Consider the following 25,019-nt stretch of genomic DNA (forward strand, 5'->3'; position numbering starts at 1 on the left):
GGAAAAAAAGATAGCGGCTGCTAATGCTCCAAAAAGTAAAACCAGCTGGAGCTTGAATTTTGAGCTCATATTTTAATTCAGTAGTTTTTGCAGTTTGCGTGCTGATTCTAGGCTCGCTTCTTTGTGCTGTTCTTCTAGGCTGACAAATTCAGCTTCGTAAGCGCGGCGCTCGGCTTTTGGCAGTTCTTTCCAAGCTTGGTGCGTGGGGATGTTTTCGCAGGCTTGATAAACTAACTGAAAGACTTGGTAGCAGTCCTGTTGGCTTAGTTCGTAGTCGTAGTGCTCTAGCACTACTTTGATGCGCAGACACAGCTCCACCCAAGGTGCTTGTTTGTCGAGCAAACTACCTAATAGAACTCTAAGATCGGCAGCTTGTTTGCCACGATTTTTCTGCTTTTGCTCAGCCTGTAGACGCTGATGATGCCATAATTTGCGCCACAGGTTTAAGGCATGCCAGCTGAGCGCCAAGCAAATGGTAGTACCTATTATTATTACTAGAATCAATTGATTGGACATTGTTGCTCCAGAAGTACTATCAGTTACGCAGAGGTATTTGGGTGTGGGCAGTGCCAGCATCGATGCACAGTATATGGCCTTGGTTGCGTAACTGCGCTTAGATACTGGTTGCTGCCAGCGCGGGTTTATTGTTTAGATAGCAAGCTAACTAGGGTAACTAGGGCTGCGGCCCATTAGCAGCCGCAGCCTAGGTATTTAAGCAAGCTGTCTAAATGAGTCCAGCAGCGCAGGTACACCCGGGAACATGCCAATCAGCGCCATCACACTCACCAGTACTGCAAAGGTAATGGCGGGGATAATCCAGCGGTCTGTGCGGCTGAGTTGGCTGCAACGCTCTTTATCGCCAATTATGCCTATATTATCCAGCAACATTGTCAGTGACCAGCCAAAGACCGGGTTAACCAAGGCTGAGCTAAATACCACAATGGCGGCTGACTGTGAGGTTTTACCTTCGCGAGTCATTTGCATGCCGGCCTCAAGCAAAGGCAAATACACACCCACAATTAAAGCAATGCTCAATACAGGTGGCCAGATCGCTATGTCAATTGGGTAGCCGATTACTGCAACAGCGACACAAAGAATACCTGTCAGCACGGCGCCGCCGACAATGGGCCTCTTAGCGATGGCTGCGGGTACTAGGTACGTACCCCAAGACGATGCGATATTGCCGCCACCAAGCAGTGTGCCTACCACTTGCCGTGCAGAAGCTACGCCCATGGTGTCATCAATATCCATAATGACCTTGCGCGCGCTTTGTGGGTAGTTAATCTGCTGGAAAATACGATGCCCTAAGAAATCTGGCGACCACATAGCTACTGCCAGCACAGCGAAGGGTGCTACAGCAATAAACTGCTCAATGCTTGGCAGGCCCAGCTGCCAGCCGGTAGTTTCACCCCACCAATAAGCTGGGTTCATATTGGGTAGGCTTGGTTCAGTAGTAAACTCGAAAGGCGCGCCTAAGACAAATGCGATAATGGCGGCACACGCAGAGCCGATTGGAATAGACAGCCAGCGCTTACCAATATGCTCAAGGTAGGCGTACATGATCACCGCAAACATAACCACAATAAATGCAATGTAGCCTTTGTCAAAGCCGTCAGCCCAGCTAAATAGCTTACCGATTTGCGTAGTGACACCGACAAAGCCCAGATACAACAGTAGACCGCCGGCTACACCATCTCCGGTCAGGCGTGCAAGCAGACTGCCGCCTTTAAATAGCGTCAAGGCAAAGCCGAATACACCAATCAAAATGCCCAAGGCCATGGGATGACCACCCGAGGCAACAATCAAAGGAATAAGCGGAATAAGAGGACCATGCGTTCCGGCAAGGTTGGCGCTGGGCAGTAAAAAGCCAGAAAAAAGGATAACGAATAGTACTGCGGCAATAATCATTTCAAAGCGAACGTTTTCAATGACAAAGGCGTTAGATAAGCCCAGTGGTGCGGCAAAGGTTGAGACCACTGCCGCTACCATAACAATCTTACCTATGGTTGCAGCGACCGCAGGCACCCAGTCTTCGTACTCAAAGCGATAGTCATGCCCTGGTAGGTTAGGTCGCCAGCGACGCGGGCTCATAATGCTAAGTTCGTGTTCTAAATAATCCGCGCGGTTAACAAACTCAGAGCTGGGTTTATGTAGCTCTTTATAGTTGTAAGTTTCGTCTTCTTTCATTTTGTAAAATTCTTAACTGAGTTGGACAGGCACAAAAAAAGCGCATCCTAGTCTTTGATGACGAGAATGGCCGGTTAGGTTTGTTGTGGATTATTGTTTTTGTTATGGATACGCTGAGCGTAACGAGAAGTGCGTAATTTGAAGTACGCAGAAAAAGCGTGGCAATACTCTATTTGTATGCTTAGCAAGTCAATAATTAGCAGGATTACTTTAGTCGTAGGTGGGAGTATTTGGCAGACAAAAAAATACCCCGCCTAGGCGGGGTATTGAGTGTTACTCATCAAGGAAGGAGCGTAGATGCTCGCTGCGAGATGGGTGTCGAAGCTTGCGTAGTGCCTTGGCTTCAATTTGACGAATACGCTCGCGGGTAACATCGAACTGACGGCCCACCTCTTCCAGAGTATGGTCGGTGTTCATATCGATACCAAAACGCATACGCAACACCTTGGCTTCGCGCTCGGTTAAGCCGGACAATACATCTTGCGTGGCTTCTTTTAGGTTGGAAGTGGTCGCAATGTCCACCGGAGATTGCATGGTGACGTCTTCGATGAAATCGCCTAAGTGTGAGTCCTCATCGTCCCCAATCGGAGTCTCCATTGAAATGGGTTCTTTAGCAATTTTAAGGACTTTGCGGATACGATCTTCCGGCAACTCCATACGAATGCCTAACTCTTCAGGAGTAGGTTCACGACCCATTTCCTGTAGCATCTGGCGGGAGATGCGATTGAGTTTGTTAATGGTTTCAATCATATGCACCGGGATGCGAATGGTGCGCGCTTGGTCAGCGATGGAGCGGGTAATGGCTTGACGAATCCACCAGGTTGCATAGGTTGAAAACTTATAACCACGACGATATTCAAACTTGTCGACCGCTTTCATCAGGCCAATATTACCTTCCTGGATTAGGTCAAGGAACTGCAAACCGCGGTTGGTGTATTTCTTAGCGATAGAAATTACCAAGCGCAGGTTGGCTTCGACCATGTCTTTTTTCGCACGACGTGCTTTTGCTTCACCGATAGACATGCGGCGGTTAATGTCTTTAATTTCCGCTACCGTCAACTGGCTGTTGGCTTCTAGTTCCGCCAATATATTTTGATGGCGCTGAATATCAGCAACGAAGCCGGCTAGGTTTTCTGCGTAACGTGATTTTCCTTGGCTAAGCTTGAGCGCCCACTCAAGATTGGTTTCATTGCCTGGGAAGTGCTTGAGAAAGTCAGCGCGAGGCATTTTTGCATCACGGACACACAGCTGCATGATGGCGCGTTCTTGATGGCGAATTTGCTGTAACGTTTCGCGAATTTGCTCGATCAGTGCGTCATACACCTTTGGCGTAAACTTAAACGGCATAAACAGCTCGCCGAGGTCGTTGAGCGCGGTTACGGCTGCTTTGCTGCTACGCTTGTTTTTACTGAGTGTTTTGTTGACTACTGCAAGCTGGGCTTCCAGAGCGGCAATACGCTGCTTGGCTTCTTCTGGATCTGGACCGCTTTCAGTGGTCTCTTCTTCCTCAGCAGTGTCATCGCTTTCCTCTTCGTCGTCATCTTCTTTGTCGGCGTCTGCTTTCTTGCTGACGGCGGGTTGAGCTACAACAGGTGTTGCGGGCTCAGGAATGCTGTCATCTGGGTCGATGTAACCGGTGAAAATATCACTGATGCGACCGCCTTCTTCGATGATGCGGTTGAAGTCTGCAGTGATGGATGCCACTGTTCCCGGGTAGTGGGCAACAGCATGTATGACTTCACGAATGCCTTCTTCGATACGTTTGGCGATTTCAATCTCGCCTTCACGAGTTAGCAGCTCAACCGTACCCATCTCGCGCATATACATGCGCACTGGATCGGTGGTGCGACCAATATCAGTTTCTACGGCAGCGAGTGCGGCGGCAGCTTCTTCGGCAGCGGCTTCGTCCGTGTCATCGGATTCGGCCATTAGTAAGGCGTCAGCATCAGGTGCAACTTCAAAGACGTTGATGCCAACATCGTTGATCATGCTGATAATATCTTCGACCTGTTCAGGATCGGAGATATCTTCTGGAAGATGATCGTTCACCTCTGCGTAGGTGAGATAACCCTGCTCACGACCACGGGCGATCAATTCTTTTAAACGGGATTGCTTTTGTGCTTGTGCGGACATATTACCTATCCATACTAGAGCTGGGCGGAGGAAAATTAAGTCGTGCATTATAGACGATGCAGGAGCCTAATTGCCAATTACCAGCAGATTACTGTTTCTTTTGCGCAAGTAGATCTCGTAAAAGCTGTTTTTCTTCGTCACTTAGCTCTTGGGTGCGGGATTTGGCTATCAGTTGTTGGATAGTGCGTTCCCTTTGACGTTGTGCTAAGCGATCAATGGTGTCGAAAAACTGCTGTTCAAGGTTGTCGGCACTAATTAACCATTCTTTTTCGGCTAAGGAGCGTAATAGACGCCCTTGTTCTGTGCCATGCCAGCGAGCAATTATTTGGGAGTAGCCGATATCTGGTGATTTTTGTAGTGCCTCGAGTATTGAGACGAGCAATTGTGCATAAAGGTCATCTTCCGCAGCAAAATCCTTGCTGCGAGTTACTTTTTGGGCAAGCTCAGGGTGATGCAGGAGAGTGCGCAAGGCCGTTAGATTTGGGCTTTCTACGCTTTTCTGTGCGTCACGCAAGGGCTGTCGCCTGGGTTGTTGTCTAATGGGTAATGGATAACTGCCTTGGCGGTTATCGGTGAAGCTATCGCTAGGTTGTGCAGCATAAGCGTCTAGCGGTGGGTAATCTGGAGACTGTTTGACAGCAGTTTGACTCTGATGGTGCAAATGCTGGGTGGATATCTCAGTGAGTTGACTCAGTTTTTGCTGCATCAGTTGGCGCAGGTGAGTGCTTGGAATACGTTCAATCAGCGGTATTGCCAAACTGGCTAAATGCGCCTTGCCTTCTAAGCTTTGCAAGTTGATTTCTTCGCTCAGTTGGTTGAAGAAATAGTCTGAGAGCGAGTAGGCCTGTTGGCTGAGTCTGGCTTGAAAGGCCTCCACACCTTCTTGACGGATCAGAACGTCTGGGTCGGAACCTTCGGGTAAAAACATAAACTGTGCTTGTAGCCCATCTTTCATATGCTCCAGTGCTGATTCCAGCGCGCGCCAAGCGGCTTTACGTCCAGCGTTATCGCCATCAAAACAAAAAATAATACGCGGCACGACGCGAAATAAACGCTTGATGTGCTCACCACTAGTGGATGTGCCGAGTGTGGCTACGGCATTGCGTAAGCCTTGTTGCGCCAGAGCGATCACATCCATGTAACCTTCGACAACAATGATTTCTGTGAGTTGGCGATTGAAACTACGAGCCTCGAATAGTCCGTATAACTCTTGGCTTTTGTGGAAGACGGGTGTTTCGGGTGAGTTTAGGTATTTAGGTTTGTCGTCACCTAATACCCGTCCGCCAAAGCCTATTACCCGTCCTCGTGAATCGCGAATAGGGAAGATAATTCGATCGCGAAACCTGTCATAACGTCTTTTGCTTTCTTCGTTTTCGGCCAGTAACCCGGCTTCTAATAAGTGTTTTTCCAGCAGCTCATCGGTATTGAAGTGTTTGCGCAGATTATCCCAGCCTGGTGGGGCAAAACCCAGTTGAAAATCTCTAGCAATTGCGCCACTTAAGCCGCGATTTTTTAAGTAAGTGACCGCGGACTGTCTGGCAGGATGATTTTTAAGGGCTTGCTGATAGTATTGGCAAGCGTCCTGCAAAATAGCGTAAAGAGGCGAGTGTGCAGGTTGGCGTGGCTTGTTGTCTCTACGGCCTTGTTCCCGCGGCACTTCAACACCAATACGGCTGGCGAGGGTGTCGACGGCTTGTGGGAAATCAAGATGGTCATGATCCATTACAAAACCCAGTGCATTGCCACCAGCGCCACAGCCAAAGCAGTAATAAAACTGCTTGTCTGGGCTAACGCTGAAAGAGGGCGTTTTCTCTTGGTGGAATGGACAACATGCGGTGTAATTGCGGCCTGACTTTTTTAGCTGCACACGCTCACTCACCACATCAATGATATCAGTGCGGTGTAGCAAATCGTCGATAAAGTCTTGGGGTATTAAACCGGCCATGGGCTACTTGTGTGTTGTGCTTGGGAGTGATGGTTACAGAAAATAGTTGTGCTAGAGCGCAAAAACCCGGACAAGTCCGGGTTTTTTGGCTGCGAATATCTATAACTCAGTATAGACGCTCGCGGCGACGTTGTTCGCGTTGTACTTTTTTGGCATGACGCTTTACGGCAGCTGCCGCTTTGCGCTTACGCTCTGCAGTTGGCTTTTCATAAAATTCGCGACTGCGCACTTCAGCAAGTACACCGGCTTTTTCGCAGGCGCGTTTGAAGCGACGCAGGGCAACGTCAAATGGTTCGTTGTCTTTTAGTTTGACAGCTGGCATTCAATTCGTACCTTCATCTGTGTCCGGTGGTTGATGTGCTTGCTCCTCAATTAACTTGGAGTTAACGCACACCGCGTTTTAAGGGTTGCAGATAGTACCTAGTTTCTTTACAAAAAGCAAAGGGACGCTTTAAATAATTAGCTGGGCATGGAGGGTTTCAGAGCTGACAAAAGAACGTAGGCAGCTAAAAGTGACATTCTATTGCCGTTCACCCCTTAAAGCCAATACTTTCGCGTACAGCGTCTCGGGAGAGGCATTTGTCGCGGCTACGGCTGGACCAATATGCAGGTCGATACGCGAGAAAGCGCCTCGGCGAAATGGGCTTTTCATTGCTGAGCCGTCAATACGTGAAAAAAAGCTACCCCATAGCCCTGACAGAGCCATGGGGACTACGGGTACAGGGTTGGCTTGCAGGATGCGGCTAATACCAGGCCTAAAGGGCTGCATCTCGCCATCGCGGGTGATGGCGCCCTCGGGAAAAATACCTACCAGCTCACCGTTATCCAGTGCTGCGCTGGCGTGTTGAAAGGCTTGTTCCATGAGCTGCGCGTTTTCTTTGGCTGGGGCAATTGGAATAGCACCGCTATGGCGGAAAATAAAACCCAGTATCGGTGTCTTAAATATACGGTGATCCATGATAAAGCGTATCGGGCGTGGCGATGAGCCCATCAGAATAACCGCATCGGCAAAGCTGACGTGATTGGCGACTAAGATGGCTGGGCCTGACTCGGGAATGTGCTGCTTGCCGCTGATGCGTAGGCGGTAGATGGCTTTAATAAGCAGCCAAGCGATAAAACGAATAAAAAACTCTGGCACTAGGCTGTAAATGTAGATGGCTACCGTGGCATTGATGAGCGCGGCTATCGCAAAAAGAGTGGGGATAGAGACGCCAGCCGTTAGCAAGATAACCGCGGCGATGGCGCCTAGCACCATAAACAGGGCGTTAAGGATGTTATTGGCCGCAATAATGCGCGCACGATTCTTTTCTGCGCTGCGCATTTGCACGAGCGCATACAAAGGCACGATAAAAAAACCACCAAACACGCCCAGCATAAAAAGGTCAAAGAAAACCCGCCACACGGCTCCATGGCCGAGCAAAAAACCAAGGCTGTGTAAGGTCTCGCCAGCAAGGCCTATAGGCGCGGCAAAAAATAAATCCAAACCAAATAAGGTCAGGCCGATGGAGCCAAAGGGTACTAAGCCAATCTCCACTTGGTTGTTAGACAAACGCTCGCACAACAGCGACCCTAAGCCAATGCCTAGAGTGAAAGTGGCCAGCAATGTAGTGACCAAAATCTCGTCACCACCCAAGACGTTTTTAGTTAAGCCCGGCAACTGCGTCAGAAACAGTGCACCGTACAGCCAGAACCAAGAAATGCCGAGAATAGATAAAAATATAGTGCGGTTTTGTCGCGCAAAACCAATATTGCGTAGCGTTTCAGTAATGGGATTGAGGCTGATGCGTAATTCAGGGGCCGGCGCTGGTGCCGGTGGGATTTTGCGGCTGCTCAAATAGCCAACAATAGCTACTAGCAGTCCGCCAACGACAATCCAAATAGGTGCATTGCCCATGCCTGCTAGTAATCCACCGGTGAGAGTACCGATTAAGATAGCCACAAAGGTACCAGCCTCGACCAGTGCATTGCCGCCGAGCAGCTCGTTGCGCTTGAGATGTTGCGGCAAGATGGAGTATTTAACCGGACCAAACAGGGTGGACTGCAAGCCCAGTAAAAATAACGCGCTCATTAAAGTCGACAGGCTGGAAAAACAGAAGCCAGCCGCAGCAACCAGCATGATCAAGATTTCCAGTAGTTTGGTCAGGCGTGCTAATGCGGCTTTGTCGTACTTGTCAGCCAGTTGCCCTGCCGTCGCTGAGAAGAGAAAGAACGGCAGAATAAAAACTCCTGCGGCAATGTTGACCATGATTTCCGGCGCTAAAGAAGTCCACTGTGCCGATTGAAAGGTGAGTAAAACAACGAGCGCATTTTTATACAGGTTGTCATTAAACGCGCCCAAAAACTGGGTGATAAACAATGGCGCAAAGCGTTTTTGCTTTAGCAGTTTAAATTGTCCGCTCATGTGGATCCCTATAGGGCGCAGAAGTATTACCCATCTGGGCATCGGTCTTGATGGGTTATTCGTCTTTGATTCTGGCTGAAAAGATGGCTGTAACACCAATATGGGTTTATTATGCCTCTTTTGTTTTGACTGGGTTGCTAAAATGTTGGTGCTAGGGCTGGAAACATCCTGTGATGAGACAGGCGTGGCATTGTATGACAGTGAACGCGGTTTATTGGCGGATGCTTTATTTAGTCAAATTGATTTGCACCGCGTATTTGGCGGTGTCGTGCCAGAGTTGGCTTCACGTGATCATGTTAAGCGCACGTTACCGCTGATAAAACAGGTGCTGGCGGATGCAGGCCATGAGGCAAAGGACATTGGCGGCATTGCCTATACGGCAGGCCCAGGATTAGTGGGTGCTTTGTTGGTAGGCGCGTCCTGCGCGCAGGCGTTGGCTTTTGCTTGGGATGTGCCGTCCATTGGTGTGCATCATATGGAAGGGCACTTGCTGGCGCCGATGTTGGAAGAGCATCCGCCTAAATTTCCTTTTGTCGCGTTGTTGGTTTCCGGTGGCCACACCCAGCTGGTGAGGGTGGATGGCATTGGGCGTTATCAGTTACTTGGCGAATCCATAGATGATGCCGCTGGTGAAGCCTTTGATAAAACTGCCAAGATGCTCGGTTTAAACTATCCCGGCGGCCCTGAAATTGCGCGACTGGCTGAGCAAGGTGTGGCTAAGCGATTTAAATTGCCTCGCCCGATGACCGACCGTCCCGGATTGGAATTTAGTTTTAGTGGCTTAAAAACCTCAACGCTGAATGCGTGGCAAAAAAGCGTGGCACAAGGCGATGGTGGCGAGCAAACCAAGGCTGATCTGGCTCATGCGTTCCAAGCAGCGGTAGTGGATACACTCACCATAAAGTGTCGCCGTGCGCTGGAGCAAACGGGGTTGAATAGTTTGGTGATTGCAGGGGGAGTGAGTGCGAACCAAGCGCTGCGTGTGTCTTTAGAGAGCATGCTTAAAAAACTGGGCGGTAAAGTGTTTTATGCTAGGCCACGTTTTTGTACTGATAACGGCGCGATGATTGCATATGCTGGCTGCCAACGTCTATTGGCGGGTCAACGTGAAGGCTTGGAAATTAATGTGCGTGCCCGCTGGCCGATGACCGAGTTAGTTCCGCTTTAAAAACGGCGTTCAGTTCCAGCAAGTAAATCCTTTAAGTTGGACCTATGACGCCAAACAAGCAGTAGAGTTAATAAGTTAGCGGGCAGCAAAGCCTGAGGCTGTTGCCATGCTAATAAAGGTAATGTCAGGGGTAGGGCGCTTAATGCCGCGAGTGAGCTGGTGCGAGTTAGGTAAAAAGTGAGTAGCCAAACTGAGAGTGCTAATAAAGCTGCCGGCGGATACAGGCCTAACAACATTCCAGCGGTAGTAGATACGCCTTTACCGCCTTTAAGTCTAAAAAACGCAGGGTAGAGGTGACCAACGACAGCAGCCAAACCGATCCAAGCCTGCTCGTGCTGGGTAAAGCCTAGCCAACTGGCCAGTAAAATAGGCAGCAAGCCTTTGCTTAAGTCACCGAGAAAAGTCAGAATCGCCAAGCGTTTGCCTGCGACACGAAACATATTGCTGGCACCAGGATTGCCTGAGCCCAGTTGGCGAGGATCAGCAGTGCCGTAGTGCCGACTGAGTAACACGGCAAAGGAAATGGAGCCTAACAGATAGGCGCAAAGGAAAAGTACAATGAACATTAACCAGAGTCCAGACGGTGAGAGCTTGATTCTAACGGGGTAACAGTACAGTGGATAGGGTTTTTATTGAGCAGCTGCAGGTGGATACCGTCATTGGTGTTTATGACTGGGAGCGTACGGGCACACAGAAGTTGCTGATAGATTTAGCCATGGCTTGGGATAATCAACCTGCAGCTGTAGACGATCAGCTCAGTTTGGCATTGGATTATTCAGCTGTTTGCCAGCGGGTTGAGCAATTTGCTGCGCAACATGCTTTTGAGTTGGTGGAAACTTTTGCCGAGCGCTTGGCGCAGTTGCTGCTAAAAGAGTTTGCCATGCCATGGTTAAGATTGAAAATAACTAAACCTGCAGCCATACCTAAGGCTGCAGGTGTAGGTGTGGAGATTGAGCGAGGATGTCGCTAACCCAAGTTTATTTAGGCCTAGGCAGTAACATCGAGCGCGAAGCCCACCTATGTGCTGCACTTGATAGCCTGAAAAAGCTATTTGGTGAACTTAGCTGCTCGCCCGTTTTTGAAAGTGAGCCGGTGGGTATTTGCAGCGATTGTTTTTTAAATATGGTAGTTGGGCTGAAAACCAACTTACCAATTGCTGATTTGGTGAGTTGTTTAAAAAATATCGAGCTGTGTCATGGGCGTGATTCGAAGAGCCGGGTGAGTTTGCCGCTAGATATTGATTTACTGCTCTATGGGCAAGAGGTGGGTTGCTGTGAAGGTGTGAGACTGCCGCGCGGGGAAATACTGCACAATGCGTTTGTGCTCTGGCCTTTAGCGTTGCTGGCTCCACAAGATGTGCACCCTGAGCGCCAGCAATGCTTTGCCAAACTATGGCAACAAATGCAGAGTCAACAAAGCCTGTGGCCCTATGCGATGAGTTGGAACGATCAGCCCTTAACACCGCCGCAATTGCTCGTGCAGTCTGGATTAACTAAGCCTACCGCTGTCTAGCTGCGCAAGCTTTTTGGTTGGGGCGAGTTATAATTTGTTTGTTATAAAGGTGATGACGCATGCTGTTACGCGGACTAACTGTATTAGTGCTATTTCAATTACTGGGTAGTGCTTTGAACGTTTTAATTTTGCCAGTTTTACCTGGTCCAATTATTGGTTTGGTGCTGTTGTTTGTTTACTTGCTGGTGGTAGGTAAGGTTAACCAACCCATCAATGAAGCAGCAACAGGATTACTGCGTTATTTGCCGGTTTTATTATTGCCACCCGTGGCCGGCGTGTTGGTGCATTTTAACGACATTATCGTTGATATTTGGCCCATTGCCGTAGCTCTCACGCTTTCAGCTACGGTTTCTATTGTTTTTGCTGGTTGGTTAATGCAGAAGCTTATTGAGCGGCAACAAAAACGTAAGGAGCAGGCATGAGTCTGGATTGGCAGGGTGCCTTAAACGTGGTTCTGGAGCATCCATTATTCTCTGTAGGCTTGACTCTAGCGGTGTATCAACTAGCGCAAGCACTTTATGCCAGAACAAAACTAATGCTGTTGCAGCCGCTGCTGGTCGCGGTATTGCTGCTGGTTGGTACTCTAGTACTGCTGAGGATGGACTATCAGCTGTACAAAAATAACACTCAGTTGCTAACCCTGTTGTTAGGGCCAGCGACGGTAGCCTTGGCTGTGCCTTTGTATCAAAACATTAAACGTGTACGGCAAGTATTGCTGCCGACGCTGATCACGTTATTGGTGGCTGGTACCTTTGCCACAGTGCTAGGCGTGGGCATTGCTTGGCTGATGGGGGCAGAGCACATGATTGTGATGGCGTTGGCGCCTAAGTCTGTGACTACGCCTATTGCCATGCTCGTGGCCGAACAGATAGGCGGGTCAGCATCTTTGGCAGCTGTTTTTGTCATGATTACCGGCATGTTAGGAGCAATATTTGGCGTGGAGTTGCTGCGCTTGTTTCGTGTTGTTCATCCGGCTGCTGTAGGGATGGCGCTGGGCATGGTTGCGCACGCCATTGGAACTGCGCGCTGTTTGCAAGAGGGTGAGGAACAAGGTGCGTTTGCTGCGCTGGCAATGAGCATGATGGGTGTGATTACCGCTGTGGCGTTGCCCTTAGTGGTGGCGCTGTTAAGTTAAAAGCCCAACAGTTATTCTATTACCTATTACCAAGCATCCCAGCGGCGTACGACGCAAAAATGCAGAGCCGCATATGCTGTTATGTTAAAATCTATTTTTTCACTGTTCGGAGCTTCTATGCAATCCTTTCCACCCTTTGACCATGCCCCTGTGTTAGTGGTGGGGGATGTGATGCTGGATCGTTATTGGTATGGCAGCACGTCGCGTATTTCACCAGAAGCACCGGTGCCGATTATCAAAGTAACACGCACGGAAGACCGTCCGGGTGGGGCGGCGAACGTGGCGCTCAACATTGCCGCTTTGGGCGCACCCGCCTATCTGGTTGGTGTGACAGGTGCAGATGAAGCTGCCGCGGCACTGGCTGAACAGCTGCATTCGGTTGGGGTGCGTACTGAATTCCAGCAAGCGGCAGGTCAGCCGACCATTGTTAAATTACGTGCGATGAGCCGCCAACAGCAGTTATTACGTATGGATTTTGAAGAGCGTTTTAACACGGATGCCGCCGCTTTATTGGCTACAGTTGATGGTTTATTGGATCAAGTCAAAGTACTGGTGTTGTCTGATTACGGCAAAGGCAGCTTGCAAAATCATCAGCAGTTAATTCAAGCGGCTAAAGCTAAGGGTGTGGCGGTACTTGCGGATCCTAAAGGTCAGGATTTTTCTATTTATCGTGGCGCGACGCTGCTTACGCCTAACCTGGCTGAGTTTGAAGCCGTAGCAGGTGCCTGCGCGGATGAGCAGCAGCTTATCGAGCGTGGCGTGCAGATGCTTATGGATTTACAGCTAGAAGCTTTGTTGATCACCCGTGGCGAGCAGGGTATGACCTTGATTCGTGCCGAGCAGCCAGTGATTCATTTGCCTGCCCAAGCGCGTGAAGTGTTTGACGTAACAGGCGCTGGCGATACAGTGATTTCCACGTTAGCTACAGCACTGGCCGCTGGCGAAGGTATGCCAGAAGCGATGCACATGGCTAATTTGGCTGCTGGAGTTGTGGTGGGCAAGCTAGGTACGGCAGCGATTAGTGCGCCAGAACTGAGACGCGTGCTGCAGGGTGAGCTGGCGTCGGGGCGAGGTGTGCTGGGCTTACAGCAATTGCAGGCTGCAGTCGCCGATGCTAAAGCTCAAGGTGAGCGAGTGGTGTTTACCAATGGTTGTTTTGATATTTTGCATGCGGGGCATGTGAGTTATTTAGAGCAAGCGCGTGAGCAAGGAGATCGTTTAATTGTTGCCGTCAATGGCGATGCATCGGTAACGCGCTTAAAAGGCCCGGGCCGCCCGATTAATACAGTCGAGCGTCGTATGGCGGTACTGGCTGGTTTGGGCGCAGTGGACTGGGTGGTGAGCTTTGCTGAGGATACCCCAGAAGGCTTGCTACGCGTGCTGCAGCCTGATGTGCTGGTCAAGGGCGGTGATTATGGGGTTGAGCAGGTAGTAGGCGCGGATATCGTATATGGCTACGGTGGCGAAGTGCGCGTACTGGGCTTGGTCGAAAACAGCTCCACGACCGCCATCGTAGAGAAAATTCAGCAAACCAGTAAGTCTTAAAAACTGTCGAGCTTGGCTTTAGCCCAATCGCGCTAATAATGCGCTCCTACAGTAGTGTGGTTGTTGCGCTGGTATGCCTTTTAAAGTTGCGTTCCTACAGAGCAGATAGCTCGCATTGTGTTTTTTGGTTATCGGATGGCTGCGGTTAGGGCGGCTATCGCCTGTGTCACGTTTTCGTGTAGGTGTTTTGGGGTGATGGTGCCGACTACCGCGCTGGTGGTGCCGGGGTGACCTAGAACCAAATCAAAGCTGGCGCGGATAGGGTTGATGCTGGGGTCTAAGCAAATATGCCCACTGGCGAGGGCTTTTTTAATCAAAATAGCTTTGCCATGCTCGGCGGCGTAATCCAAGACCGGTTTTTCATCCTGCTCGTTTAGGTTAAAAGTCACCATGGCGCAGTCACCGAGTTCTAGCGCGAGCAAGCCGCCGGCAATGGTTTTGCCGGAAAAACCAAACTGACCGATTTTTCCTTCTTGCTTCAGTTGTGCCAAGGTGCTGTAGACATCAGTGTGCTGTAGTACCTGCAGGTCATCGCCATCCGAGTGCACTAAGACCATATCCAAATAGTCTGTGTTGAGGCGCTTAAGACTGCGCTCAACCGAAAAGCGGGTATGCGTGGCGCTAAAATCAAACCAAGAGCGCCCCCCTTCAAACTCTTCACCTACTTTGCTGACAATTACCCAATCTTGACGCTGCCCCTGCAACAGAGTGCCTAAGCGCTCTTCGCTGATGCCATAGGCTGGCGCGGTATCGAGTAGGTTAATGCCGAGGTCTTTGGCTTGTGCGAGTAAATACAAAGCGCTGGCATCATCGGGCAAATTAAACCCCGCGGGGTATTTAACCCCTTGATTGCGTCCCAGCTTGACCGTGCCTAATCCTAGGGGTGAAACCAGCGGGCCGAACTGTCCAAGCGGGCGATAAAAGTCGTGCAAATTACTCATTGAAAAGATGCTCCCAAGGGGCGAGGGCTATAGATGGTTGAGGTAATGCGAGTGATACAGGCTGTGCTGTGGGCTGGATGCCCTGTTGCGTGAGGCTGCTAATGACTTTATCCGCCAAGTCAGGCGCTAAAGCCAGTTTAGTCGGCCAAGTCACCAGCACCTGGCCGCGTTCCGCTAAGAAAGCGGTGTCAGGCCGTACCAGATTGTTTTGCGCGGGTTCGGCGCGGTTAATTCTAGCGCAGCGCCACTCAAGACCTGTTTGCTCCAACCAAGGCATGAGTTCGCGCAACTCGCGCTGGGCAGCGTTGATTTGTGCCGCTTCATCACGGGCGACGCCATCGGCTTCGGCCAAATTACCGCCTAGATACCAAACCCAATCACCATCGGGCGCAGAGTGGGTGGTAATGGTAATGCGCGGCTTGCTGCCCGCACCTAAGCAGTGTGCATAAATCGGTTTTAACGCGGCGCCTTTGACGAGCACCATGTGCAAAGGGCGCACTTGCTGTTGCGGCTTGTCGATATGCAGCTGGTTGAGCAAGTCTTGAGTGCCTTCGCCGGCACAAAGAATATAACGCTGTGCTTGAATGCGCACCTCGCCGGCCTGTAAACCAATGAGTTGCTGCTGGGCATCAAACAGCGGCGACAGCTTGGGGCTGTGCAATAAAGAATTACCGGCCAGTTCAGTTAAACGCTTGACCAAGCTGGGCACATCAAACACCAGTTCGGCTAAGCGGTAGACGCGGCCTTTGAAGCCTTTGTCTTGCAGCGCGGGTGGCAGTTGTTCGCCTTTGACCGCATCGACGCGGCCGCGCATGGCTTTACTGGCCAAAAAGCTGGTCATGTTGCTGGCAATAGAGCCGGGCGACCACAGGTAATGTGCATCGGATAATAGGCGCACGCCGCGCAAATCCAGCTCGCCTTCGCCGCTTAACGCCTTGCGCCAACGCTCAGGCATGTCGGCAATGGCTTCAGATGAGCCAGTTAGCGCGCCGTGTAACGCATACTTAGTGCCGCCGTGGATAATGCCTTGTGAGCAGACCGATTGCCCACCGCCAAGCTGGTGTTGTTCCACAAGTAGGGTGTTAAAGCCCTGCTGGCGCAAACGGGCATTGAGCCACAAGCCGGCGATACCGCCGCCAATAATGGCTATGTCTGTGGTGAGGGTGCTGGACATGCTGCTTCCTGTTACGGGTTTGGACGTCCTAGTATAGCGAAAAACCCTGCGTGTGCATTTAGGCGCCAAACAGCTTGTTGTCCTCTTTAGCTGCTTTTTGGCTGTTTTGCAGCTCTTGTTCTTCGCGGATTTTTTGCGCAATCAGCGCTTCAATTTTCCCCCGTTGCTCTGGGTTCATCGCCTCTAAGTCCGCTTCAGTGAGGCCTAGCTCCTTCAGAATTCGGTCGCGTAGCTTTTCAGCAGGCGTCATTTGCATCCACTCCAGAAACTCATTGACCACGTTGCGTTCTGTTTTTTCAGGTTGTGCAGTTTTAAGACTCTCTTGTGTAGCAGAAGCTGGCTTAGCGGCTGACTGCTGTGTTTGCTGCATCACATCGGCAAAGCTTCCCGCGCTTGGTTGTGCGTCTACTGCGGTGTCGCGCTTGTTATGTTTTTGTTGGTTAATGGTGATCTGCATGATGGGGTCAAGACTGTTCATGCACTACTCCTTCTATGGCTGTGGTATTGACGGTCGCTGAATTGTTGCAATAAATGTGCCGACTAGTCTGTAGCCGGGGGCAGTCTATCTTCTGGGCAGCTTGCGTTATCCAGAGCGGTGAATCGCTTGAGCGCATAGACAACCCCAGGCGAGTTACCTAAAATTGCGCCATGAACAGACCCCTCTATAGCCTGCTTTTTTACCTTGCCTTACCCATTGTGTTGTTACGGTTATTACTGCGTAGTCGTAAAGCGCCTGCGTATCGCCAGCGCATTGCGGAGCGTTTTGCCTTTGCCTTGCCCCGCTTTAGGCAGGGTGGTATTTGGCTGCATACAGTGTCAGTGGGGGAAAGTATCGCCGCTGCGCCTTTGGTGCGCGCGCTACAAGAGAGTTATCCAGGCTTGCCTATTACAATGACCTGCATGACGCCTACAGGGTCAGAGCGCATTCAAGCTATGTTTGGTGAACAGGTACAGCACTGCTATATGCCCTATGATTTGCCCTGTATGGCCAGACGGTTTTTGCGTCACCTACAACCCTGTTTAGCCATTGTGATGGAAACTGAGCTTTGGCCTAACCATATTGAGCAGTGCGCTACAATGGGTATTCCAGTGATGCTAGCGAATGGGCGATTATCAGAACGCTCGGCGCGTGGTTACGGGCGCTTCCCTAAGCTAACAGCGCCGATGCTGGCGCGAATGAGTGGATTGGCCGTACAAACCCAGATAGAGGCCGAGCGTTTTATCGCTTTAGGTGCGCGCGCAGAGGCGGTACATGTGACGGGTTCAATCAAGTTTGATTTGCATATTGATAATCAGTTGCTTGAGCAGGCGGTTGGACTAAAAGCAAGCTGGGAAAATACGCAGCGACCGATTTGGATGGCAGCCAGTACTCACGATGGCGAAGACTTGCCGATTCTTCGGGCGCACCGGCAGCTGTTAGCCGACTTTCCCGATGCCTTGCTGATTTTAGTGCCGCGCCATCCAGAGCGTTTTAATGCCGTGTACCAGTTGTGCATAGAGCAGGGATTAAAAACAGTGCGTCGCTCTGGGTACGAGCGGGTGCAGGCCGTGCATCAGGTGTTGTTGGGCGACACCATGGGTGAAATGCTGTTGTTGTATGCGCTGGCTGATGTGGCGTTTGTCGGTGGTAGTTTGGTGGCGCATGGTGGGCACAATGTGTTGGAGCCAGCAGCGCTGGGTAAGCCAGTCATTTGCGGACCGCATTATTTTAATTTTTTGGATATTGTCGGGCAAATGCAGCAGGCAGGTGCTTTGCGTGAAGTAAAGGATGCTGGCGAGCTAGCTGCTGCAGTCGAGCAGCTGTGGCACAATCAAGAGCTGTACCAAGCCATGCAGAAAGCAGGTTATCAGGTGCTGCATACTAATCAGGGGGCGCTGGATAGGCTAATGCAGGTAGTGGCTGATACTGCTAAAACACTGAGGGGTTAGGTAACGCTGGTTGGTTTTTTAATGTGCGGCCACCAGCGTGGTGTGGTTTGGCAGTATTGACTATAGCTGTCACCGAACACGCTTAACAAATAGGGCTCTTCGTAACGGTCAATATAAACCACCGCAAAACGACTCCAGATGATGAGCCATAGCAGCAATAACGGTGAGCTATAAATTAAGGTCAGGCCAATTAGAACGAATTTACCGGCCCACATCATGGGGTGACGTACTAGGGCGTAAGGTCCTTTGCGTACCAGTTGAGTTGGTTTGGTGAAGGGACTGATTGAACCCCGATCTGCAAAATGCATGATGATAAGGCAGCTAAGAGCAAGAATACCGCCCAAGTTCATCAACAACACGCCCGTATACTTCAGCGCCAAAAAACGGGGTAATTCAACACCAAGGCTCTGCTCCAGCCCAAGGAAAAAGCGTGGAAAGACGTATAAAATGCCAAAAGGAGCCACCAGCACGTAAACAAGGCTATCTAAAGCATCTAGGAGTTTTTCCAACATTTACAGCCCTCAAAGCACACGCATGTAGAAAGATTTATAATAGTACATACAATACAGCCTAGATTGAAATCGCCCAAGATCAGCCTGAATCTAGGTGCGTGCATGGCTTTGTAAGTGCTTGGCGTGCTTTATGCGGGCTGCTGCATAATAGAGTCTAGTGGGCAGATAACAGAGCAAATTTTTTTCGGTAAGGGTATATTGTTCTAATAAAAAGAGCATTTTTAGCCATAGGAGATTTCCATGCCGAACACCGATCGTGTCATTATTTTTGATACCACTTTGCGTGATGGGGAGCAAAGCCCGGGCGCGTCCATGACCAGGGATGAAAAACTGCGTATTGCTAAAGCGCTTGAGCGTATGCGTGTGGATGTCATCGAAGCCGGCTTTGCTATTGCCAGTCCCGGGGATTTTGAATCGGTAAAAACCGTTGCTGATGCAGTTAAAGACAGCACGGTTTGTAGTCTGGCGCGTGCATTGGATGCGGATATTGAGCGCGCTGCTGAAGCGTTAGCTGGTGCTAACTCCGGCCGTATCCATACCTTTATTGCCACCAGCCCCATCCATATGGAATACAAGTTGCGTATGCAACCTGATCAAGTGGTTGAACAAGCGGTACGTGCGGTTAAAAAAGCGCGTAATCTTTGTGCGGATGTGGAGTTTTCGTGTGAAGATGCCGGGCGTTCTGAAATAGATTTTCTCTGCCGTATTGTTGAAGCCGCTATTGATGCGGGTGCGCGCACTATAAATATTCCCGACACGGTTGGCTATGCGATTCCTCACCAGTATGCCGAGCTTATTCGTCAGCTTATTGAGCGCGTGCCGAACTCGGACAAAGCAGTATTTTCTGTACACTGCCACAACGATTTAGGTTTGGCGGTGGCTAACTCGCTGGCCGCAGTAGTGGCTGGTGCGCGTCAAGTGGAGTGTACGATTAACGGTTTGGGTGAGCGTGCAGGCAACGCGGCACTGGAAGAGATCGTCATGGCGATTAAAACTCGTGAAGATCTGCTGAACGTACATACCAATATAGACACGACCCAAATTCTTAGCACTTCACGCATGGTCTCTGGTATTACTGGTTTTCCAGTACAGCCCAACAAAGCCATAGTTGGCGTGAATGCTTTTGCACACGAATCGGGTATTCACCAAGATGGCGTGCTTAAACATCGTGAAACCTATGAAATTATGTCCGCTGAGTCTGTGGGTTGGAACGCCAATCGAATGGTATTGGGCAAGCACTCAGGACGCAATGCGTTTCGCAGTCGTTTGCTTGAATTAGGTATCGAGCTAGCCACGGAAACGGATCTTAATGCTCTGTTTGCCCGCTTTAAAGAGCTGGCTGATAAAAAGCATGAGATTTTTGATGAAGACTTGCAGTCTTTAGTCAGCGACACCTTTAATAATGATGATGTGCCAGAATTTTATAAGCTGGTAAGTCTGGAGGTGGCGAGTAAAACCGGCGAAACGCCACAAGCACAGTTGGTGCTGTTGGTAGACGGTAAAGAAATACGTTCACAAGAGCAGGGTTCAGGCCCTGTTGATGCAGCCTTTAAAGCGATTGAAAAAGTAGCACAATCCGCTACGACCTTGCAGCTGTACTCAGTCAATGCGATTACCGAGGGAACCGATTCGCAAGGAGAAGTTACCGTACGTTTAGAGCGTGCTGGCCGTATCGTCAATGGTAATGGTGCGGACACTGATATCGTCGTGGCGTCGGTAAAAGCCTACCTAAATGCACTCAATCTGATGCAGGTTGGTAAAGCAAAGGCGCATCCGCAAGTGGATGGCATCTAAATAATGAGTGTTGATGTGCACGCACAGGAGGTGCGGCGTCAAGCTATGCTGCAGGTGATGCAGCTTGATGTTTGGCTGCCGCGGCAAAACTTGCCGTTTGCGGCTGCCTCGCGTGACTATCTGTTGGACTGGGCATGTGAGCCTGCTCAACGAGAGCCCGTTGAGCAGGAACAAATTTCACGTCAAAACGATGCTGAGGTAGGTGTTGCTCGTGGGCAGCAAGCGCAAAATCAATTGCAGCAAATTCGTCAGTCACTGTCTGCTGGACAAGCAGCTACTGCTGCGCCTGTGGCTGCAGAAACGCAACCACCCGCAGAGGCAGTTACACCCGAAGCGCCGACTCCCGCTCAAGAAATCCCTCGTTTTGCTTTGCAAATAATGCGTAGTGCAAGCTGTTTACTCTTGTTGGATTTGCCTGTGGCTGAGCCATTGCAAAGCCGAGATCCAGAGTATCTGCTGCTGAAAGATATTTTACGCGCTGCAAAGCTGCCACATGAGCCTAGCCTGTTGCGTAATGTCGAACCCATCCGCTGGCCAGTGTTAAGCGCAGGTAATCTGGCACACCGTCAAGACAGTCAAGCCGCCCGCGCCTACGTGCGTGAGTTATTGAGCATGGAGTGCGCGCAACAACCTACGAGTATGATTTGGTTGCTGGGGGAAAATGCAGTGCGCTTTGCGAATGTATCGGATGAGTTCGCCGATGATTTTGGCATTACTGCGTTTGAGCATGAGTGGCAGCTGTGGAGTCTTCCTAGTCTTGAGCAGCTGCTGCAATATCCCACCTTAAAACGCCAGCTCTGGCAGAGCATGCAGCTGCGTATGCCGCGTTGGTTAAATAATGACTGAGATTCGCTTTCGGCCAATGCAGGCTGAAGACTTGGACGCTGTGTTAGCCATAGAGCAGCGTGCTTTTTCTCATCCGTGGAGTCTCAACTTGTATCAGGATGCATTAAGGCGTTATCAGTGCTGGATAATGGAGTGTGGCGCGCAACATATAGGTCATGCCGTGATGCAGTACATTGTTGATGAGGCGCATTTGCTTAATATAGTGATTGGCGTTGAGCAGCAGGGTCAGGGCTATGGTCGTCAGTTATTAGAATTTGTATTAGAGCAAGCTGAACAACAAGGCAGCAAAGAGTGTTATTTGGAATTGCGCCAATCCAATCACGCGGCGTATGCCTTGTATGAGCAGTTGGGGTTTAATGAAATTGGGCGGCGCAATAACTACTATCCCGCGGGGCAAGGGCAAGAGGATGCCATTGTAATGGCCTGTACCCTAGGGGTGTAAAAGTGACTTTAATTAAAATATCACAGTCATATCTGCGCTTTTATTTTTAATGATCAGAGAATCCTATGCCTGAATTACATCAACTTTTTGAAAATAATGTCCGCTGGGCAGAATCCATAAAAGAAGAAGATCCGCAGTTTTTTGAAAAACTGGCCAAACAGCAAGAGCCTGAATATCTATGGATAGGTTGTTCAGACGCGCGCGTACCAGCCAATGAAATTGTGGGTATGTTACCCGGTGATCTGTTTGTGCACCGTAATGTGGGCAATGTGGTGCTGCATACAGACTTAAACTGCTTATCTGTAATTCAGTATGCAGTGGATGTGCTCAAGGTTAAGAACATCTTGGTGACGGGCCATTACGGTTGTGGTGGGGTTAAAGCGGCCATGAGCGACAAGCAAATCGGAATTACCGATGCTTGGATTCGCACCATTCGTGATCTTTACTTTGATAGCTACGATGAGCTGGCTGCCTTGCCAGGCCAAGAAGAGCGCGTTGACCGATTGTGCGAGCTTAACGTGATTAAACAGGTGGCTCATGTCAGTCATACCGCCATCGTGCAAAATGCATGGCGACGCGGGCAAAAACTATCCATTTATGGCTGTATTTACGGCATTAAAGATGGTTTATGGAAAAACCTGAATGTAACCATTAAAAATATTGAACAGGTTCCCCCGCAGTATCGTTTACAGCCTTTAGGTTAGATGGCACTTGCTTCTATGCTTGGTGGGCTTCAGAATAGCCGGTTCATTTTTTCGAGGCATTTAAGGAACTCTTGAAACTACGTCTGCACCTAGGGTTGCTTTTTATGGTGCGCTAACAACAGACTAGCCTAGCTAAAAATAGGTCTTGTTTTGTATGTTTTCGCCCATTATTTAAGTGTGCAAGAGCGTTTTAGAGAGTGCCTTAAAAATAGCAAGGAAAATTCATGTCCAACCCCGCACACCAGCAATGGTCGTTACCCGCGTCCGCCCTTAGTCATCAAGTTGATAGTAAGCTGTTTCCGTTTCAAGCGACCGATGAACTGGAGCACTTTGAATCTGTTCTAGGGCAGGTGCGCGCTGTGGAAGCCCTCGAGTTTGGGGTAGCCATGCCACGCTCTGGTTACAACGCTTTTGTGATGGGCGAGTCCGGCACAGGAAGGTTCTCTTATGTGCGTCGTTACTTATCTAAGGTAGCTAAAGAAAAACCAACGCCTTCAGACTGGCTGTATGTTAATAACTTTGAGGAATCACGTGAGCCGCACGCGATAGAACTCCCTGCTGGCAAGGGCGGCGAGTTTTGTCGTGATATTTCCAATCTGATTGACAGTATTTTAGCGGCCTTTCCTACAGTCTTTGAAACCCCTAGCTGGCAGCAAAAGAAAAACCAAATCGATCGCGTATTTACCAAGCGCTACGACAAGGTGTTAGACAAAATTGAAAAGCTGGCGCTAGAAAAAGGCATTGCACTGTACCGTGATAGCAGTAATATCGCCTTTACCCCGATGTTTGAAGGCAAAGCGCTGGACGAAGCCGAGTTTGCTCAGCGTCCCGAAGTTGAGCGTGAACAATTCCATGCCGATGTTGCAGTGCTGGAAGAAATTTTAAACACCGAGCTTTCTAGTCTACCCTTATGGAAGCGCGAGTCCAGCAACGAACTGCGTAAGTTAAACGAAGAAACCATCTCCCTTGCTTTAGAGCCTAATTTGACACCTTTAGCTGCCAAGTATGCTGAGTTTCCGAGCGTGCTGGCCTACTTGCAGGCCATGCAGGCTAACCTGTTAAAAACCGTTGTTGAGCAGCTGGTTGACGAAGATTTAAGTGATAGCCTCAGACGCAAGCTGATGGAAGAGCAGTACAGCCCGAATGTGTTAGTGGGGCATGCTAAGAATGGTGGCGCGCCAGTAGTTTTTGAGTCGCATCCAACCTATGAAAATATGTTTGGGCGCATCGAATATGCGTCCGATCAAGGCACGCTCTATACCAGTTACCGCCAAATACGCTCAGGCGCGTTACACACAGCCAATGGCGGTTATTTAATCCTAGAAGCAGAAAAGCTACTCTCAGAGCCCTTTGTCTGGGAAGCGCTGAAACGCGCGCTGCATTCTAGACAGCTGAAAATGGAATCACCGCTGATTGAGCTGACTCGCGTGGCTACAGTCACGTTAACACCGCAGGACATTCCGCTGCAGGTTAAGGTAATAGTGATTGGCTCACGCGAACTCTATTATGCCTTGCAAGAGCTGGACCCGGATTTTCAGGATATGTTTCGGGTGCTGGTTGATTTTGAGGAAGATGTGGCGTTCTCAGCGCAAAGGGTGATGGATTTTGCGCAGCTGATTCATACGCGTACCAGCGAGGAAGGCATGGCGCCTTTAACAGCGGCTGCAGTTAAACGTTTAACTGAGCACAGCATGCGCTTGGCAGAGCACCAGCATCGATTGTCGGCTAACTTGTCTGAGTTGTTTCAAGTGGTGAGTGAAGCTGATTTTATTCGCCATAAAGAACAGGCAGAAATCACTCAGGTAGAACACATAGAGCAAGCGATTAAGGCCAAGCAAGCACGCACCGGTAGAGTGTCCCAGCAGATTATGGAAGACATACTGGCGGGTATTATCCTGATTGATACAGAGGGTGCAGCCGTAGGTAAGTGCAATGGTCTCACTGTACTGCAGGCGGGCGACTCTTCGTTTGGTATGCCAGCACGCATATCAGCGAGTGTTTACCCGGGCGCTAATGGCATTGTAGATATTGAGCGCGAAGTAACCCTAGGGCAGCCGATTCACTCAAAAGGGGTGATGATTCTAACCGGTTATTTAGGCGGCAAGTATGCGCAGCAGTATCCGCTGGCTATCTCTGCCAGCATTGCCCTAGAACAGTCCTATGGCTATGTCGATGGTGACAGCGCCTCGCTGGGTGAGGTGTGTGCATTGATTTCTGCCCTGGCGAATGCGCCGTTACAGCAATGTTTTGCAGTTACGGGCTCTATCAACCAGTTTGGTGAGGTGCAGGCGGTGGGAGGAGTCAATGAAAAAATTGAGGGCTTCTTTAAACTGTGCCAAAAGCGTGGCTTGACGGGCGAGCAAGCCGTGATTATACCCAAGGCGAATGTTAACAATCTGGTGCTTTCTGCAGAAGTGGTGAGCGCTGTGGAGCAGGGTACATTTTCTATTTACGTGGTGGAAACTGTTGCTCAAGCGCTGGCGTTATTAAGCGGTGAAGAAGTAGGTACGCTAGATGCGCAAGGCAGTTATGCGCCGGATACTATCAATGGTCGTGTGGTAGCAAGGCTTAAAGCTATTGCCGAGATGGCTGCTGATAAAGAAGAATAAAAAAGAGAACGATAGCGACATTTCTGAGCAATAAAATGCAGA

The 25,019-nt window shown here is 49.9% G+C and carries 23 protein-coding genes; 12 read left to right on the forward strand and 11 right to left on the reverse strand.

From position 1 onward, the window contains the following. Window positions 1-72 precede the first annotated feature (72 nt). The 6 genes from QEZ41_RS00730 to QEZ41_RS00755 form a co-directional block, all read right to left on the reverse strand. Window positions 73-516 (reverse strand): DUF2489 domain-containing protein, encoded by a 444-nt coding sequence (locus tag QEZ41_RS00730; protein WP_289409404.1) that lies wholly within the window; start codon window positions 514-516, stop codon window positions 73-75. Window positions 517-711: 195 nt separating this feature from the next. Continuing rightward, window positions 712-2,187: a DUF3360 family protein gene (locus tag QEZ41_RS00735; RefSeq protein WP_289409405.1), complete on the reverse strand. Its 1,476-nt coding sequence runs from the start codon at window positions 2,185-2,187 to the stop codon at window positions 712-714. Between the two features lie 273 nt (window positions 2,188-2,460). Further along, entirely contained in the window at window positions 2,461-4,320 is a 1,860-nt protein-coding gene (gene rpoD, locus QEZ41_RS00740; protein WP_289409406.1) for an RNA polymerase sigma factor RpoD, read from the reverse strand. Between the two features lie 88 nt (window positions 4,321-4,408). Beyond that, window positions 4,409-6,265 carry a DNA primase gene (gene dnaG, locus QEZ41_RS00745; protein ID WP_289409408.1) on the reverse strand — a complete coding sequence of 619 codons (1,857 nt, stop codon included), beginning with the start codon at window positions 6,263-6,265 and terminating at the stop codon, window positions 4,409-4,411. Between the two features lie 106 nt (window positions 6,266-6,371). Further along, entirely contained in the window at window positions 6,372-6,587 is a 216-nt protein-coding gene (gene rpsU / locus QEZ41_RS00750) for a 30S ribosomal protein S21 (RefSeq protein WP_053101040.1), read from the reverse strand. 198 nt (window positions 6,588-6,785) lie between these two features. Beyond that, complete coding sequence (locus QEZ41_RS00755) at window positions 6,786-8,666, reverse strand: MFS transporter (RefSeq protein ID WP_289409410.1); 1,881 nt, start codon at window positions 8,664-8,666, stop codon at window positions 6,786-6,788. A 142-nt stretch (window positions 8,667-8,808) separates the two neighbouring features. Between QEZ41_RS00755 and tsaD the strand changes: the two genes are divergently transcribed. Then, window positions 8,809-9,834: a tRNA (adenosine(37)-N6)-threonylcarbamoyltransferase complex transferase subunit TsaD gene (tsaD, locus tag QEZ41_RS00760; protein ID WP_289409412.1), complete on the forward strand. Its 1,026-nt coding sequence runs from the start codon at window positions 8,809-8,811 to the stop codon at window positions 9,832-9,834. Here the strand turns inward: tsaD and plsY are convergent. Beyond that, the gene (gene plsY, locus QEZ41_RS00765; protein ID WP_289409414.1) at window positions 9,831-10,400 is read right to left on the reverse strand and encodes a glycerol-3-phosphate 1-O-acyltransferase PlsY; all 570 of its coding nucleotides are present in this window, start codon (window positions 10,398-10,400) and stop codon (window positions 9,831-9,833) included. The genes tsaD and plsY overlap by 4 nt on opposite strands. Window positions 10,401-10,450: 50 nt before the next feature. Here plsY and folB point away from each other — a divergent pair, with 50 nt between their 5' ends. From folB to hldE, 5 genes are all read left to right on the forward strand, one after another. Beyond that, window positions 10,451-10,804, forward strand: coding sequence for a dihydroneopterin aldolase (gene folB, locus QEZ41_RS00770; protein ID WP_289409416.1), 354 nt, complete (start codon window positions 10,451-10,453; stop codon window positions 10,802-10,804). Next, the gene (gene folK, locus QEZ41_RS00775) at window positions 10,795-11,346 is read left to right on the forward strand and encodes a 2-amino-4-hydroxy-6-hydroxymethyldihydropteridine diphosphokinase (RefSeq protein WP_289409419.1); all 552 of its coding nucleotides are present in this window, start codon (window positions 10,795-10,797) and stop codon (window positions 11,344-11,346) included. The genes folB and folK overlap by 10 nt, the downstream gene beginning before the upstream one ends. 59 nt (window positions 11,347-11,405) lie before the next feature. Next, window positions 11,406-11,768 (forward strand): CidA/LrgA family protein, encoded by a 363-nt coding sequence (locus QEZ41_RS00780; protein ID WP_289409420.1) that lies wholly within the window; start codon window positions 11,406-11,408, stop codon window positions 11,766-11,768. After that, window positions 11,765-12,481 (forward strand): LrgB family protein, encoded by a 717-nt coding sequence (locus tag QEZ41_RS00785; RefSeq protein ID WP_289409421.1) that lies wholly within the window; start codon window positions 11,765-11,767, stop codon window positions 12,479-12,481. The genes QEZ41_RS00780 and QEZ41_RS00785 overlap by 4 nt, the downstream gene beginning before the upstream one ends. 117 nt (window positions 12,482-12,598) lie before the next feature. Continuing rightward, a complete protein-coding gene (hldE, locus tag QEZ41_RS00790) occupies window positions 12,599-14,026 on the forward strand; it encodes a bifunctional D-glycero-beta-D-manno-heptose-7-phosphate kinase/D-glycero-beta-D-manno-heptose 1-phosphate adenylyltransferase HldE (RefSeq protein ID WP_289409423.1) in 1,428 nt (475 codons plus the stop codon). A 128-nt stretch (window positions 14,027-14,154) separates the two neighbouring features. On the opposite strand, the gene QEZ41_RS00795 is transcribed toward hldE, so the two are convergent. From QEZ41_RS00795 to QEZ41_RS00805, 3 genes are read right to left on the reverse strand one after another with little or no spacing between them, the layout of a single operon-like run. Then, window positions 14,155-14,967, reverse strand: a complete 813-nt coding sequence (locus tag QEZ41_RS00795; RefSeq protein ID WP_289409425.1) for an aldo/keto reductase — start codon at window positions 14,965-14,967, stop codon at window positions 14,155-14,157. Then, window positions 14,960-16,141, reverse strand: a complete 1,182-nt coding sequence (locus QEZ41_RS00800) for an FAD-dependent oxidoreductase (RefSeq protein WP_289409426.1) — start codon at window positions 16,139-16,141, stop codon at window positions 14,960-14,962. Before QEZ41_RS00800 ends, QEZ41_RS00795 begins: the two co-directional genes overlap by 8 nt. A 58-nt stretch (window positions 16,142-16,199) precedes the next feature. Continuing rightward, window positions 16,200-16,619 carry a hypothetical protein gene (locus QEZ41_RS00805; protein ID WP_289409428.1) on the reverse strand — a complete coding sequence of 140 codons (420 nt, stop codon included), beginning with the start codon at window positions 16,617-16,619 and terminating at the stop codon, window positions 16,200-16,202. A gap of 170 nt (window positions 16,620-16,789) precedes the next feature. Here QEZ41_RS00805 and waaA point away from each other — a divergent pair, with 170 nt between their 5' ends. Beyond that, window positions 16,790-18,070, forward strand: coding sequence for a lipid IV(A) 3-deoxy-D-manno-octulosonic acid transferase (gene waaA, locus QEZ41_RS00810; protein ID WP_289409429.1), 1,281 nt, complete (start codon window positions 16,790-16,792; stop codon window positions 18,068-18,070). Here waaA and QEZ41_RS00815 read toward each other — a convergent pair. Further along, complete coding sequence (locus QEZ41_RS00815; RefSeq protein WP_289409430.1) at window positions 18,067-18,582, reverse strand: methyltransferase family protein; 516 nt, start codon at window positions 18,580-18,582, stop codon at window positions 18,067-18,069. The genes waaA and QEZ41_RS00815 overlap by 4 nt on opposite strands. 240 nt (window positions 18,583-18,822) lie before the next feature. Between QEZ41_RS00815 and QEZ41_RS00820 the strand changes: the two genes are divergently transcribed. The 5 genes from QEZ41_RS00820 to QEZ41_RS00840 all read left to right on the forward strand — a co-directional run bounded on the left by QEZ41_RS00820 (window position 18,823) and on the right by QEZ41_RS00840 (window position 24,977). Then, the gene (locus QEZ41_RS00820) at window positions 18,823-20,376 is read left to right on the forward strand and encodes a 2-isopropylmalate synthase (protein WP_289409433.1); all 1,554 of its coding nucleotides are present in this window, start codon (window positions 18,823-18,825) and stop codon (window positions 20,374-20,376) included. Window positions 20,377-20,379: 3 nt separating this feature from the next. Further along, entirely contained in the window at window positions 20,380-21,222 is an 843-nt protein-coding gene (locus QEZ41_RS00825; protein WP_289409434.1) for an energy transducer TonB, read from the forward strand. Then, window positions 21,212-21,664, forward strand: coding sequence for a ribosomal protein S18-alanine N-acetyltransferase (gene rimI / locus QEZ41_RS00830; protein WP_289409706.1), 453 nt, complete (start codon window positions 21,212-21,214; stop codon window positions 21,662-21,664). Before QEZ41_RS00825 ends, rimI begins: the two co-directional genes overlap by 11 nt. A gap of 65 nt (window positions 21,665-21,729) precedes the next feature. Further along, window positions 21,730-22,368, forward strand: coding sequence for a carbonate dehydratase (can, locus tag QEZ41_RS00835; protein ID WP_289409435.1), 639 nt, complete (start codon window positions 21,730-21,732; stop codon window positions 22,366-22,368). Between the two features lie 224 nt (window positions 22,369-22,592). Continuing rightward, the gene (locus QEZ41_RS00840) at window positions 22,593-24,977 is read left to right on the forward strand and encodes a Lon protease family protein (RefSeq protein ID WP_353061877.1); all 2,385 of its coding nucleotides are present in this window, start codon (window positions 22,593-22,595) and stop codon (window positions 24,975-24,977) included. The last annotated feature ends 42 nt before the right edge of the window (window positions 24,978-25,019 follow it).

It is taken from the genome of Thiopseudomonas acetoxidans (assembly GCF_030362935.1).
GTDB classification, from domain to species: Bacteria; Pseudomonadota; Gammaproteobacteria; order Pseudomonadales; family Pseudomonadaceae; genus Thiopseudomonas; species Thiopseudomonas acetoxidans.

Bases quoted from the DNA above. Each gene is read 5' to 3' on its own strand.
- QEZ41_RS00730 (WP_289409404.1), bottom strand. From the start codon at position 516: ATGTCCAATCAATTGATTCTAGTAATAATAATAGGTACTACCATTTGC.
- QEZ41_RS00735 (WP_289409405.1), bottom strand. From the start codon at position 2,187: ATGAAAGAAGACGAAACTTACAACTATAAAGAGCTACATAAACCCAGC.
- rpoD (WP_289409406.1), bottom strand. From the start codon at position 4,320: ATGTCCGCACAAGCACAAAAGCAATCCCGTTTAAAAGAATTGATCGCC.
- dnaG (WP_289409408.1), bottom strand. From the start codon at position 6,265: ATGGCCGGTTTAATACCCCAAGACTTTATCGACGATTTGCTACACCGC.
- rpsU (WP_053101040.1), bottom strand. From the start codon at position 6,587: ATGCCAGCTGTCAAACTAAAAGACAACGAACCATTTGACGTTGCCCTG.
- QEZ41_RS00755 (WP_289409410.1), bottom strand. From the start codon at position 8,666: ATGAGCGGACAATTTAAACTGCTAAAGCAAAAACGCTTTGCGCCATTG.
- tsaD (WP_289409412.1), top strand. From the start codon at position 8,809: ATGTTGGTGCTAGGGCTGGAAACATCCTGTGATGAGACAGGCGTGGCA.
- plsY (WP_289409414.1), bottom strand. From the start codon at position 10,400: ATGTTCATTGTACTTTTCCTTTGCGCCTATCTGTTAGGCTCCATTTCC.
- folK (WP_289409419.1), top strand. From the start codon at position 10,795: ATGTCGCTAACCCAAGTTTATTTAGGCCTAGGCAGTAACATCGAGCGC.
- QEZ41_RS00780 (WP_289409420.1), top strand. From the start codon at position 11,406: ATGCTGTTACGCGGACTAACTGTATTAGTGCTATTTCAATTACTGGGT.
- QEZ41_RS00785 (WP_289409421.1), top strand. From the start codon at position 11,765: ATGAGTCTGGATTGGCAGGGTGCCTTAAACGTGGTTCTGGAGCATCCA.
- hldE (WP_289409423.1), top strand. From the start codon at position 12,599: ATGCAATCCTTTCCACCCTTTGACCATGCCCCTGTGTTAGTGGTGGGG.
- QEZ41_RS00795 (WP_289409425.1), bottom strand. From the start codon at position 14,967: ATGAGTAATTTGCACGACTTTTATCGCCCGCTTGGACAGTTCGGCCCG.
- QEZ41_RS00800 (WP_289409426.1), bottom strand. From the start codon at position 16,141: ATGTCCAGCACCCTCACCACAGACATAGCCATTATTGGCGGCGGTATC.
- QEZ41_RS00805 (WP_289409428.1), bottom strand. From the start codon at position 16,619: ATGAACAGTCTTGACCCCATCATGCAGATCACCATTAACCAACAAAAA.
- waaA (WP_289409429.1), top strand. From the start codon at position 16,790: ATGAACAGACCCCTCTATAGCCTGCTTTTTTACCTTGCCTTACCCATT.
- QEZ41_RS00815 (WP_289409430.1), bottom strand. From the start codon at position 18,582: ATGTTGGAAAAACTCCTAGATGCTTTAGATAGCCTTGTTTACGTGCTG.
- QEZ41_RS00820 (WP_289409433.1), top strand. From the start codon at position 18,823: ATGCCGAACACCGATCGTGTCATTATTTTTGATACCACTTTGCGTGAT.
- QEZ41_RS00825 (WP_289409434.1), top strand. From the start codon at position 20,380: ATGAGTGTTGATGTGCACGCACAGGAGGTGCGGCGTCAAGCTATGCTG.
- can (WP_289409435.1), top strand. From the start codon at position 21,730: ATGCCTGAATTACATCAACTTTTTGAAAATAATGTCCGCTGGGCAGAA.
- QEZ41_RS00840 (WP_353061877.1), top strand. From the start codon at position 22,593: ATGTCCAACCCCGCACACCAGCAATGGTCGTTACCCGCGTCCGCCCTT.